This is a genomic window from Fictibacillus halophilus (genome assembly GCF_016401385.1).
Lineage (GTDB): Bacteria > Bacillota > Bacilli > Bacillales > Fictibacillaceae > Fictibacillus > Fictibacillus halophilus.
On sequence record NZ_JAEACF010000001.1, the window covers coordinates 3052096 to 3064968 of the forward strand.

Sequence of the window (12873 nt, forward strand, 5' to 3'; positions counted from 1 at the left end):
GATTTGTTTGTTACCATGCAGCGATCGATCCATCTGTTCTTCCTTCCGTTCCACCCGCTAAAACTCCTGTCTCTGGGTCTCTCCAAATAATCTGGCCGCGGCCAAAGTTCCCTGAATCTGCGGCCACTTGAACGTCATGACCTCTTCTGGCTAGGTCATCAACAATATGCGACGGAAGTGAGCGTTCAACTAGAACTTTCTTATCCTCCATCCACTGCCAGCGTGGCGCATCTAGTGCGGCTTGCGGGTTCAGATGAAAATCAATCGTGTTCACCACAACTTGCACGTGACCTTGAGGCTGCATGTAGCCTCCCATCACACCGAAAGGTCCTACTGCTTTTCCGTTCTTCGTTAAAAATCCTGGTATGATTGTGTGATACGTCTTTTTGCCTGGAGCGAGTGCGTTATCGTGATCTGGATCCAGCGAGAAATCATGTCCTCTATTCTGCAGACCGATCCCCGTTTCAGGAACGACCACGCCAGAACCAAAGCCCATGTAGTTGCTCTGAATGAACGAGACCATATTGCCGTCTTCATCTGCCGTTGCAAGATATACCGTTCCACCACTTGGTGGTGTGCCAGGTTCTGGCTGAAGAGCTTCACTACCGATCAGGTCTCTTCGTTTTGCAGCATAGCTCTCCGACAATAATCCTTCAACAGATACATTCATTCTTGAGCGGTCTGTTACATATTTTTTCGCATCAACAAAGGCTAGTTTGATGGCTTCGATCTGTTTATGATACGTTTCGGCTGATTCTTTTTCGGTAAAATCATATCCTTTTAACGTGTTGAGTGCCATGAGTGCAACGATTCCTTGACCGTTCGGCGGAATCTCCCAAACGTCGTATCCTCTGTAGTTCACGCTGATTGGTTTCACCCACTTGGGATAAAAGGTAGCAAGATCCTCACTTCGGAGAAATCCGCCGTGCGCTTCTGACGCCTCGCTTATTTTTTGTGCGAGTACTCCTCTATAAAAAGATTCTGATTTCGTTTCTGCGATGTCTCGTAATGTGCTTGCATGGTGAGGTGAGCGCCAAATCTCGCCTACTTCTGGTGCACGTCCCTTCGGTGCAAAGGTTTTGAACCAGCTCTCGAACTCCTCGCCTTTTAATTCACGCTTGTACGTTTCATACGCTTTTCGCCAGTACTTACCGAGAATAGGCGTCAATGGGTAACCTTCTTCTGCGTAAGAGATTGCAGGTTTCAGCACTTCTTTAAACGGAAGCTTGCCAAATCGGTTGGAAAGTTCTGCCCATGCAGCTGGTGCACCTGGCACCGTAACAGGCAGCCAACCGAACTTTGGCATGGTATCATGTCCCGCTTTCTTTACTTCTTCGATCGAGATGCTTCTTGGTGCAGGACCACTCGAGTTCAAGCCATGCAGTTCACCATTCATCCAGACGAGAGCGAATGCATCACCACCGATACCGTTTGATGTTGGCTCAACAACCGTTAGGCAAGCTGCGGTGGCAATGGCTGCATCAACCGCATTTCCACCCTTTTTTAACATGTCAAGCCCAGCTTGTGCGGCGAGCGGCTGACTCGTCGCAACCATTCCTTTTTTCGAAAAAATGCTCATCCGATCTGAATGATAAGGGTTATGAAGGGCATTGTACTGAAGTTTCTGTTTCGTATCCTGTATCGTTTGATTCATGATTCTCACCTTTCGTTTTGGGAAGTTAAGGTGCCTTTATAGATTAATTCATTGTATGGTTTATTATCTAAAAATTCAAATAATCGCACTAAAACAGAACTGTATTACAACAGTTTTTTATTTTTTTACACATCCCTACAAACCCAGTCATATCACGGATAAACAGTTGGACAGATGACTCAATTTTATAAAAAAACGGAAAATGTTATAAAACAGGTGTTGCAAAAATTAAGCTGTTATAATACAATGCATTATAATCAAATCAAACACAAAACAGGAGGAAATTAAAATGAAAAACTACTTGGAGCTTCACCGTAATATTCCGGACAAAACGTGTATAGAATGTGGATGTGTAATTGAGGAACAGCACGAATCTTATCTTTATGAGTGCGAGCGTTGCATGGGAAAACACGAGAGGTAAATTTTTTTACCTCTTCTGTTATATAACAATAATAATTTATTCTTATCTGTTTAATAACATACTCAGAAAGGACTGTGTAATAAGTGACGATTGAAACTACTAATCTCCAAGTGTTAGGCAACGTTACCCCAGCGTATGAAAAAATATTAACACCAGGTAGCATTCTTTTCTTAAAATCATTACACCTTCACTTTAATAACACGCGCAAAGAACTTCTGAAACAACGTAAAGCCAGGCAAAGTGAGATTGATTCCGGAATCATGCCTACCTTTTTACCGGAAACTGAACATATCCGAAACAGTGATTGGACCATATCACCGCTTCCCCAAGATCTGCAAGATCGACGAGTAGAAATCACGGGTCCTGTTGACCGCAAGATGGTGATTAATGCCTTAAACTCAGGTGCCAAACTATTTATGGCAGATCTTGAAGATTCTAATTCTCCTACTTGGGAAAACACGATTGAAGGTCAGATCAACTTAAAGGATGCTGTTAACCGTACCATTTCTTTTGATAATGGAAACGGCAAAACATATACATTGAATGAAAAAATCGCGACACTCATCGTACGTCCACGCGGCTGGCATCTTGAAGAAAAACATATTGTTGTCGACAACGAACCGATGTCTGGTAGCTTAGTAGATTTTGGACTTTATTTTTATCACAATGCAAAGACACTGATTGAAAAAGGGTCTGGACCGTATTTCTATCTTCCTAAAATGGAAAGTCATAAAGAAGCTCGCCTTTGGAACGATGTGTTTATTTACGCACAAGAACAGCTAGGGATTCCACGAGGTACGATTAAAGCAACTGTACTAATCGAAACCATTGTTGCGGCTTTTGAGATGGACGAAATTTTATACGAACTTCGTGAACATTCCGCAGGCGTAAACTGTGGCCGATGGGATTATATTTTTAGCTATATTAAGAAGTTCCGTAATCAGCCACACGTGATTCTCCCTGACCGTTCGCTTGTAACGATGACTGTTCCGTTCATGAGGTCCTACTCGCTTTTGGCAATAAAGACGTGTCATAAACGAAACGCTCCTGCGATCGGTGGAATGGCTGCACAGATTCCAATTAAAAACGATGAAGCTGCGAATGCTGCTGCTTTTGAAAAAGTGCGTGCTGACAAGGAGCGCGAGGCTTCTGACGGTCATGACGGGACATGGGTTGCCCATCCGGGACTCGTGCCTGTTGCTATGGAAGTCTTTGACCGAATCATGCCAACACCAAATCAGATCGATCGAAAACGTGAAGATGTTGTCGTAACGGCTGATGATTTAGTGGCTGTACCAGAAGGCGAAATTACAGAAGAAGGTTTGCGCGTCAACATTAGTGTCGGCATCCAATACATTGCTTCTTGGTTGAGAGGTAAAGGAGCTGCACCGATCAACCATCTTATGGAAGATGCAGCTACTGCAGAAATCTCACGTGCCCAAGTATGGCAATGGATCCGACACCCTAAAGGCATTTTACGTGACCGCCGCAAAGTGACGTTCGAGCTGGTAGAGGAACTAAAGTTGCAGGAAGTTCAAAAGTTGAAGCAAGGAATGAATGAGGAGTCATTCAATTCTGGTCGTTTTATGGAAGCTGTCGCGCTGTTTGACGAGCTGATTCGCGATGATGAGTTTCAAGATTTCTTGACCAATCGTGGGTATGAAGTTTTGTAGGTTTAATTTCTTGCTGCTTTTGAAAGAGGTTGATTTCCGCTCCAGGTTGCTCGCTTTCCGCGGGGCAGGCGGTGAGCCCCTTGCCGCTTTGCGCCCTTAAGGGTCTCACCTGCCCGCCTGTCCCGCAGGAGTCTCGCACCTTACGCTCCAATCAACTTGGCAATGAAGAATTAAAGCTAAGACGATCAAAAATCATACAGGATTTTAAAGCAACTTTTTAAGAAAACACCATTCAAAAATACTATGAAAACTTAAGGAGAGAGTTAAATGAGTCAATCACGTGTGGAGAAATTACAGGATATGTGGCAAAACGAAGAGCGCTGGTCAGGTGTTCAGCGTCCTTATACAGCAGAAGAGGTTATTCGCTTACGCGGATCTATCGATATCGAGCATACACTTGCAAAAAAGGGTGCCGAAAAATTTTGGGATCTGCTTCAGAACGAAACATATGTAAACGCTTTAGGAGCACTAACGGGCAATCAGGCTGTTCAGCAAGCAAAGGCAGGTCTGAAAGCGGTATACTTAAGCGGTTGGCAGGTTGCAGCAGATGCCAACCTTTCTGGAAACATGTATCCTGATCAAAGTTTGTATCCAGCAAACTCTGTGCCTCACGTGGTAAAAAGAATCAACTCTGCTCTTCAGCGCGCTGATCAGATTCAGCACATGGAAGGCGGAAATGAAGTCGATTACTTCCTTCCGATCGTTGCCGATGCAGAAGCTGGTTTTGGCGGACAACTAAACGTGTTTGAACTGATGAAAGGTATGATTGAATCTGGAGCATCGGCCGTTCACTTTGAAGATCAGTTATCTTCTGAGAAAAAGTGCGGACATCTTGGTGGAAAGGTATTATTGCCTACTCAAACAGCAGTACGCAACTTAATCTCTGCTCGTCTTGCGGCAGATGTGATGGGAACGCCAACGATTCTAATCGCACGTACAGATGCTGATGCGGCAGACTTGATTACAAGTGACATCGATCCGGTTGATCGCGCGTTTATTACGGGTGAACGAACAGCTGAAGGCTTTTACCGTACGAACGCCGGCCTTGATCAAGCGATCGCACGTGGTCTTGCGTATGCTCCATATGCAGATCTGATCTGGTGTGAAACGAGTGAACCAAATCTAGAACAAGCTCAGCGTTTTGCAGATGCCATTCATGAGCAGTTCCCTGGTAAACTATTAGCTTACAACTGTTCACCTTCTTTTAACTGGAAAAAGAAGCTGGATGACGCAACGATTGAAACGTTCCAGCAGCAGCTTGCAGCGATGGGCTACAAATTCCAATTCGTTACGCTTGCAGGGTTCCACGCACTGAACCATAGCATGTTCGAGCTAGCAAAAGGATATAAAGCGAGAGGAATGGGTGCCTATTCTGAGCTGCAACAACGAGAGTTTGATAGTGAGATCGATGGCTATACAGCAACTCGCCACCAACGTGAAGTAGGAACAGGGTATTTTGATGAAGTAACACAGCTCGTTTCGGGTGGTACAGCTTCAACAACGGCTCTAAAAGGATCTACTGAAGAAGAGCAATTTCAGTCACAAAAAGCATAGAGATAGAGTTATTGGATAGGATATATATAGAAAAAGGACAGGAGCGGACGCCTTTGTCCTTTTTATTTGCTTGTAGAATTGTCGAACGGCCTATAAATTTTTGAAGGACTATAAAAAGATTGGAAGGACTATAAAAAATGTTTTAGGGCTTATAAACTATTTTTTAGGGTCTATAAATAAATTCACCTATCAAAAAAGGGATAACTCCTAAAACTGAGAGTCATCCCTAAAATCTTTATGCTTTTACATCTCGCTTTTGGAAAACTGTAAACGTAATCGCAAGCATGACCACCGTGTATACCGCGAGCACGCTAATGGAGAACGGCAGCGTTAAGTCCTTGATCATCTGGTTCTGTCCATCGATCAATACACTAAGATCCATGTTGGCGAACAACGTGTAAATCACCCAATCTTTTTTGGCAAGAAGAGTAACAATGATGTTACCGGCAAACATCGTAAACATTGCCACACCGATTGCAACCGAGTTACTCATGAACAAGGTTGAAATCATAAATGACATAGCCACGAGTGTTGTTAATTCAATAAATTCTACACCGATGTTAGCAAACACATACTCCACGATCAGCCTTTCCTTCACTTGCCCATCTTCTGCTGTGATTAAGTACGACTGATCCATGCCACCAAATCCATAGGCAAGGCCACCTACGAGCCATGTCACTATAATAACTACAAGCCACATTAAGAACGCGAAGCCGAGTGTTGCAACGAGTTTAGATAAAAGAATTTTCCACCTGCTATAAGGGCGGATCAGAAGCATCTTAATCGTTCCTTTTGCAAACTCATTAGAGACAATATCACTAGCCACTACGATTACGAACAATCCGATAAAGATTGAAAGCCACGACATGTCTTTCATGAACTGCCATGCGGTCGTTTCATAAGGAGAAATATCATTAGCAATGGCATATTCGTTCTGCTTGATGGTGGATTCTAAATATTCTATATAGACTTCATCATCATTGTTTTTCTTTGCTTCATCTAGAGTCTTCTCGTCAGCCTTAATCGTTTCGGTCAATTCTTGCTTCCAATTTTCGTTTACTTCAACATCTGTTGTGACTTTGTCATAAACAGCGATACCGATAATGATAACGATTGGGATGGCAAGGAAGATCCATGTGCGTGTACGGCTAAAGATCTTAATCCATTCATTCGTTAACAGGGACAGCCATTTCATTCAGATCTCCCCCTTTCTTTGTCATTTCTAAGAATCGTTCTTCTAGCGTCTTCGTTTTGCGTTGGATGCCCACAACGAGAACGCCTGCAAGAACCAGTTGTTTATTCATTTCAGCTATAAATCTAACGTCTGCTGTTTGGACGATCAGTTCTTGACCTGACTCGGTTACGTTCAGATCCTCATTTAAGTTAAGAAGAACTTGTTTTGCCTGCGCAACGTCTCCTTCGATTTGGAAATGAACCTTCACATCTGCTTCGTTTTCTTGGTTTAGGATCTCATCGATACGCACCAGTTTTCCGTGTTGAATGATGGCTACACGGTCACACATCATCTGCATCTCAGCAAGCATATGTGAAGAAACGATTACAGAGGTACCGTTGTTCGCAAGTAGGCGTAAATAGTTACGAAGGTCATAGATTCCTTGTGGATCGAGTCCGTTTGTCGGTTCATCCAGGATTAACACGTTCGGTTTATGTAAAAGTGCCTGAGCTACACCCAGTCGCTGCCTCATACCAAGCGAGTATGTTTTCACCTTATCGTTAATCGCGTACTTCAGATCAACGAGTTCAATCACTTCGTCAATTCTTTCCTTCGTTACATCCGGCATGATCCTTGCATATTGCATAAGGTTTTTATAGCCTGTCATATAGTCATACAACTGCGGATTTTCAACGATCGCGCCTACGCGTTCCATCGCTTTTTCAAAGTTACCCCGCAGATTGTCACCGTTGATCAAAACGTCTCCGTCCGTGATGGAGATCAGCCCCACGATCATTCGAATCGTTGTCGTCTTACCCGCTCCGTTCGGACCAAGCAGACCGAAAATCTCACCTTCTCTTACCGAAAACGAGAGATCATCAACAATGGTCTTGCCTTTGATCTTTTTTGTTAAGTTCTTAAGCTCTAACGTATGTGTTGTCATGCGCTCCCCAATTCCTCCTATCATAACTCTCTCTTTTCACCATGTAATACGACTGAGAATAAAGAAAGGTTTCGTAAATTTTGTAAATTATTTACTTATTACTTTAACACTTCTGCTTGCTTTTGGTATATGCTTTTCTCTTTTGGTAACGCGTGTTGAGATAACAACACCTAGGATGACGAGAACGCCGCCAGCTCCTTGATACCATGCGAGTGTTTCGTCGATAAAAAGAACAGCAAAGAGCGCAGCAAACACAGGAATCAAGTTCAAAAAGACCCCTGCTTTACTCGGTCCGACCCGCTCAACCGCCGTATTCCAGGACATGAACGCAACGATCGATGCAAAGATTCCGGTATAAAGGATCGTTGCAACCGTGCCATAAGACCATACAATTTCTTCTGTTTGCATTTCTCGCATTGAAAATGGCAGCAAGATGAGGATGCCGAGAAACGCGGTTACAATGAACGTGCTGTAAGTAGGAAGAATTCCCGCATATCTTCGAATAAGAAGCGAATAGATGCTCCAGCAGATCACAGCTCCTATGACGATTAAGTCACCTTTATTAAACGACAGCTGGAGTAAAACGGTGAGTGAGCCTTTTGAGATAATAAATAGCAGTCCTACGAGTGAAAGCAAGGCTCCTGCAATCTGTTTCGAGTTCAGCTTCTCTTTCAGAAAAACAAACGACAATAGGAAAAGCAGAATCGGTGTTGACGTGTTAACGATGGATGCATTGATGGAAGTCGTGTAGTGAAGAGCGATGTACAAAAGTGTATTGAAGCCCGTGATCCCAGTGATCGATAAGATGAGAACAACATGCCACTGTTTTTTTAGTATTCGCCATTCTTTTCGTAAAAATGGTACGGCAAACGGAAGAAAGATGAGAAATGCGGTACACCAACGTAAAAAAGATAGTGTTACAGGCGGTAAACTACTCGTTATCGCACGTCCGATCACAAAATTCCCGCCCCAGATTAAGTTTGCGACCACTAATAGTACATACGGGTTAACTTTTTGCATGGTGTGGAGCACTCCTTTTTTGAGATTAAGTCGTTTTGAGCTTCAATAAGGTAATTTTCCTAGTAGATTAAGTCTAATCAGCCACGCATTAAGTCTAAACAGCTACCAATTAAGTCTAAATTCAAAAATAAAGGCCATTCGACAAATCTGACCATAAAACGTTGCCTGCCAGCCCCCTAATCGACAGATTCAAAATCATTTTCTCCCACTATAGCAGACTATCTTTTAAAGTAGATATGGTCATTTCGCCTCAATCTAAAAATTGTAAGCTTTTTTCCTGTAAATCCATTCTAAATGCTGTACAATGGAAATTAAAATCATTGAAATACTTTACTTTATGAAGTAAAAAGCAGAAGAAAGAAGATGACATAATGAAAGCGTATCGGACGTATGTGATTTTATTCCTGGTTATGGTGGTATGGGGGTTAAATGTAACAGCGACGAAAATCCTGGTTACGAACTTCATGCCCGTTACGATCACAGGAATTCGAGTTCTAACTGCTGGCTTGACCGTATTTCTGCTTCTCTTCACCATAAAAAAAGTTCGGTGGCTTACGAAAAAAGAGTTTTGGTATGTTTTTCTCGCGTCGATCTTTAATGTTGTGGCTCATCACTATTTTCTATCGATCGGCTTGACCGAGACAACAGCCACGAACGGCGGGTTGATCATGGGAATGTCACCACTTCTAACGACCATTCTAGCTATCTCGTTTTTAGGAACACCTCTCACTCTCTTAAAATCAATCGGACTTCTTCTTGGGTTCTCTGGCGTTGCGTTCATCGTTTTGGAAGGAAACAGTCAGGTAGCAGGAATCTCGTTCGGTGATGGATACATTTTATTATCTGTACTCACGCAAGCTGTAAGCTTCATTCTGATCAAGCGAGTGGCACACACGTTAGATCCGCGACTCATGACCGGCTATATGATGGTGATCGGTTCACTGTTTCTGATCGTGATCGGATTGATCGAAGAGCCACAAGGATTTGCAGGTGTTGTTGAGAATTCAACCGTTTCGTTATGGCTGATCTATTTTGCTTCAGCTTGTATTGCTACGGCTGTCGGCCATATGCTCTATAATGAGGCAATCGGTAAAATCGGAGCATCTGAAGCTTCCATTTTTATAAACTTGAATCCATTTTTCGCCCTAGTTGGTGCCTATCTATTTTTAGGTGAACAAATTTTGTTTCAGCATATTTTCGGTTTTCTGCTCATCATCACAGGTGTCCTCTTAGGATCTGGTGCTGTTGAGGAGATACGGAACAGAAAATTACGCAAAAAACACGCGGCTTAAACTTGGCGAACGAACATAAAAAACGACCAGAGGTTATAAAAACTCTGGTCGTTTTCTTATTACACGCTAGCAGACACTGCTTTTTTCTTTCGTTTTTGCAAAACAACATTTTGAATCGTTAAAAAAACATTCCCTACCACCCAATATAGAGGTAGAACGGCGGACAGCTTCCATGCAGAGAATAGAATGATGATCGGCATCACATAACCCATCATTTTTATTTGAGGATTTGAAGCAGCAAGCTCAGTTGTACTCATTTTATATTGTATGAACGTGGTTAACGCCGCTAACACCGGAAGCAGATGCAGAGGATCTGCTGTTCCAAGGTTAAACCAAAGAAAGTTGTGCAATGCAATTTCTTTCGTTTTAATGATTGCATAATAAAACGCAAACAGAATCGGCATCTGGATCAAAAGGGGCAAACACCCCATGGATAACGGATTGACTTCATGTTTTTTATAAACAGCCATTAATTCATTTTGTAATTGCAGTTGAGACTCTCGATCTTTTCCTGTGTGCTTTTCACGTAGCTGTTGGATCTCCGGCTGAATCTTCTTCATCTTTTCCTGATTTTTCGTTTGTTTCAATGTTAACGGCATGATCAGAAATCGTATTACAATTGTTAAGATGATAATCGCGATGCCATAGCTATCGTTAAACAGATACGCCACATATTGGATAAGCTTTGAAAACGGGTAGATGAAAAAATGGTTCCAGATCCCCGGGCTCTCTGCGGTAATGGGTGCGTTGTTGCAGCCAGATAATAGAAAAATAGCTAGTAATGAAAGAATGGATACATACTTCTTCAATTCTTGTTCCTCCTTGTTTTTTAAATCTTTAAGCAAACAAGGAGGAAACGTGTCCTTCTTTATCATCAGGCGTTTCTTTTCTAAACATTGTACGTGCGATTTCGTCGCGAATGAAGCAATAATTTTGAACGAGGTGAGAGTCGGTTATCCTCTTCTCGGAACTTAGCCTGTCCTGTTTCACATGGTGATTTAATCTATGAACAAGAGATTGATTAACGACCGAAAGCTGCTTAGCAATAATGAACGTTAGTGCGATACTAATGGATAAAACTAATGCGTCCGTTTGATAGATCAGATCAAAAAACTCCATAAATCAAATCACCTCCTATACTTCATTATACAGAGTTTTCACCCTATATATCTATGATATAGAGATTTCGCCTCTGCCGTATTCTTCGTGCCATGAACAAGCGCACGGCCATCTTTAAAAAGAACGAGGCGATGACTGCCACTTTGAAGCTCTAGTAAATAATGATTACAACGAACCTCACCATGTGGGAGTAACCTTCTCTCCATCTCTTCTAAATTAATTTCAATCGTATGAGCGGGACGAATCTGAACGGTATCCCGCCCGCAAAGAACAGCTGTTTTTAACGCAGCACCTTTCTCTAAGTAAGGATACGTAGGGTTAGCCCCACAAGATGGACAATCTACCTTCTTCGCTTTTCCCATCCCTAATTGAACATGCTGATTCGTCCACGTATCAAATGTTACGATTTTCTTCCGAATGGATGCATAGTCTTCAACTAAAATCTTTAGCGCCTCAGCTGTTTGATAGGCTGTGACCATCTGTACGGCTGGAGAGATAATTCCTGCCGTATCACATGTTTGGCCGTTCGCCGGAATCTTATCAAGCAAACAGTTCAAACACGGTCCATCCCCAGGTAAAATCGTGTAAGAAATACCATAGCTCCCAACACAAGCCCCATAAATCCATGGTATCTCATATTTCTGAGCTAGATCGTTGATCAACAGACGCGTTTCAAAGTTATCCGTTGCATCCATGATCAGATCGATACCAGAGATCAATTCTTCTGCTTCCTCGATCCCCATGTCCATCACATGTGCTTGAATTTCTACTTCAGAATTAATCTGGTTCAATCTATTTTTTGCAGCGATTACTTTTGGCAGCTGTCTCTTCGCATCTTCTTCAGAATAGAGCTGCTGACGCTGAAGGTTCGTCCAATCCACGTAATCACGATCAACAAGAACGATTCGTTTCACCCCTGCACGTGTGAGAGCTTCAGCGCTTCCTGCACCAAGCGCACCTGCACCAACGATCAGCACACTTTTTGTCCGTATTTTTTCTTGCCCTTCTATACCGATTAGGCTAAACAATTCCTGCCTTGAATAACGTTCATTCACTTCACACTCAACCCTTCTAAAGGACTGCTCGCTGTTGCCGTTTCTTTTCTTGGAATTCTTCCTGCTTCATACCCTAGCTTTCCAGCTTCTACAGCCATTTTCATCGCAAGGGCCATCTTCACAGGATCTTTCGCACCCGCTACGGCTGTGTTTAACAGCACACCATCCGCTCCGAGTTCCATCGCGATCATCGCGTCACTCGCACTGCCGATTCCTGCATCAACGATTACGGGAACCTTCGTTTGCTCGATGATAAATTTTAAATAAAGCGGGTTGATGATTCCTTGTCCTGAACCGATAGGAGAAGCGGCAGGCATGATTGCATGTGAGCCCAGCTCTTCTAATCGTCTAGCAAGAACAACATCATCTGACGTATAGGGAAGCACGATGAACCCTTCTTTTAATAGCTCTTCTGTTGCTTTTAACGTTTCAACTGGATCCGGCAGCAGCGTTTTGTCGCATCCGATGACTTCTACTTTTACCATATCACATAATCCTGATGCTTTCGCGAGTTTTGCGATGCGCACCGCTTCTTCCGCTGTTTTCGCGCCAGCTGTGTTCGGTAACAATGTGTATTTTTCCAGATCGAGCATCTCTAAAAAGTTTGGCTGACTTCCTTCAAAGATGTTCATCCGACGAACTGCAAAAGTCAAAATCTCAGAACCAGATACCTCTACCGCTTCTTTTTGTGTTTTGAAGTCCGGGTATTTGCCTGTACCTAAAAGTAATCGTGATGAAAAGGAATAGTGTCCAATGTTTAACATACCATCAACCTCCGCCAACGAATCGAACAAGTTCGATCTTGTCGTTTTCTTTTATTTGAGTTTCTCTTTGTTTCTGATTATCAATAATATCTTCGTTCACTTCTGCAATCACAACTTGGTCATGTAAGTTAAGGTGCTTCAGCAAATCTGTAATTGACTGCAAAGAATTAGGCACCATGACCTCTTCTCCATTTATCATAAGTT

13 protein-coding genes are annotated in these 12873 nt (G+C 42.8%); 4 read left to right on the forward strand and 9 right to left on the reverse strand.

Annotated features, from left to right (window positions below; all coding sequences use genetic code 11):
* Positions 1 to 10: 10 nt before the first annotated feature.
* Complete coding sequence (locus I5J82_RS15610; protein ID WP_198768628.1) at positions 11 to 1654, reverse strand: gamma-glutamyltransferase family protein; 1644 nt, start codon at positions 1652 to 1654, stop codon at positions 11 to 13.
* A gap of 289 nt (positions 1655 to 1943) precedes the next feature.
* On the opposite strand from I5J82_RS15610, the gene yhfH reads away from it, so the two are divergent.
* The 3 genes from yhfH (at position 1944) to aceA (ending at position 5302) form a co-directional block, all read left to right on the forward strand.
* A complete protein-coding gene (yhfH, locus tag I5J82_RS15615; RefSeq protein WP_082861521.1) occupies positions 1944 to 2075 on the forward strand; it encodes a protein YhfH in 132 nt (43 codons plus the stop codon).
* An 83-nt stretch (positions 2076 to 2158) separates the two neighbouring features.
* Complete coding sequence (aceB, locus tag I5J82_RS15620; protein WP_198768629.1) at positions 2159 to 3748, forward strand: malate synthase A; 1590 nt, start codon at positions 2159 to 2161, stop codon at positions 3746 to 3748.
* A gap of 267 nt (positions 3749 to 4015) precedes the next feature.
* The gene (gene aceA / locus I5J82_RS15625) at positions 4016 to 5302 is read left to right on the forward strand and encodes an isocitrate lyase (RefSeq protein WP_198768630.1); all 1287 of its coding nucleotides are present in this window, start codon (positions 4016 to 4018) and stop codon (positions 5300 to 5302) included.
* A 235-nt stretch (positions 5303 to 5537) separates the two neighbouring features.
* On the opposite strand, the gene I5J82_RS15630 is transcribed toward aceA, so the two are convergent.
* The 3 genes from I5J82_RS15630 to I5J82_RS15640 form a co-directional block, all read right to left on the reverse strand.
* Positions 5538 to 6497 (reverse strand): ABC transporter permease, encoded by a 960-nt coding sequence (locus tag I5J82_RS15630; RefSeq protein ID WP_198768631.1) that lies wholly within the window; start codon positions 6495 to 6497, stop codon positions 5538 to 5540.
* Positions 6469 to 7419 (reverse strand): ABC transporter ATP-binding protein, encoded by a 951-nt coding sequence (locus tag I5J82_RS15635; RefSeq protein ID WP_198768632.1) that lies wholly within the window; start codon positions 7417 to 7419, stop codon positions 6469 to 6471. The genes I5J82_RS15630 and I5J82_RS15635 overlap by 29 nt, the downstream gene beginning before the upstream one ends.
* An 87-nt stretch (positions 7420 to 7506) precedes the next feature.
* Positions 7507 to 8439 (reverse strand): DMT family transporter, encoded by a 933-nt coding sequence (locus tag I5J82_RS15640; RefSeq protein ID WP_198768633.1) that lies wholly within the window; start codon positions 8437 to 8439, stop codon positions 7507 to 7509.
* Between the two features lie 371 nt (positions 8440 to 8810).
* On the opposite strand from I5J82_RS15640, the gene I5J82_RS15645 reads away from it, so the two are divergent.
* A complete protein-coding gene (locus I5J82_RS15645) occupies positions 8811 to 9731 on the forward strand; it encodes a DMT family transporter (RefSeq protein WP_198768634.1) in 921 nt (306 codons plus the stop codon).
* Between the two features lie 59 nt (positions 9732 to 9790).
* On the opposite strand, the gene yidC is transcribed toward I5J82_RS15645, so the two are convergent.
* Genes yidC through thiS form a run of 5 tightly spaced genes read right to left on the reverse strand, consistent with a single transcriptional unit; the run spans position 9791 to position 12868 of the window.
* Positions 9791 to 10540: a membrane protein insertase YidC gene (yidC, locus tag I5J82_RS15650; RefSeq protein ID WP_233096505.1), complete on the reverse strand. Its 750-nt coding sequence runs from the start codon at positions 10538 to 10540 to the stop codon at positions 9791 to 9793.
* 28 nt (positions 10541 to 10568) lie between these two features.
* Complete coding sequence (locus I5J82_RS15655) at positions 10569 to 10850, reverse strand: hypothetical protein (RefSeq protein ID WP_198768636.1); 282 nt, start codon at positions 10848 to 10850, stop codon at positions 10569 to 10571.
* A 38-nt stretch (positions 10851 to 10888) separates the two neighbouring features.
* Positions 10889 to 11905 carry a MoeB/ThiF family adenylyltransferase gene (locus I5J82_RS15660; RefSeq protein ID WP_198768637.1) on the reverse strand — a complete coding sequence of 339 codons (1017 nt, stop codon included), beginning with the start codon at positions 11903 to 11905 and terminating at the stop codon, positions 10889 to 10891.
* Positions 11902 to 12669: a thiazole synthase gene (locus I5J82_RS15665; protein ID WP_198768638.1), complete on the reverse strand. Its 768-nt coding sequence runs from the start codon at positions 12667 to 12669 to the stop codon at positions 11902 to 11904. Before I5J82_RS15665 ends, I5J82_RS15660 begins: the two co-directional genes overlap by 4 nt.
* Positions 12670 to 12673: 4 nt before the next feature.
* Positions 12674 to 12868, reverse strand: a complete 195-nt coding sequence (thiS, locus tag I5J82_RS15670) for a sulfur carrier protein ThiS (RefSeq protein ID WP_231607380.1) — start codon at positions 12866 to 12868, stop codon at positions 12674 to 12676.
* Positions 12869 to 12873 lie beyond the last annotated feature (5 nt).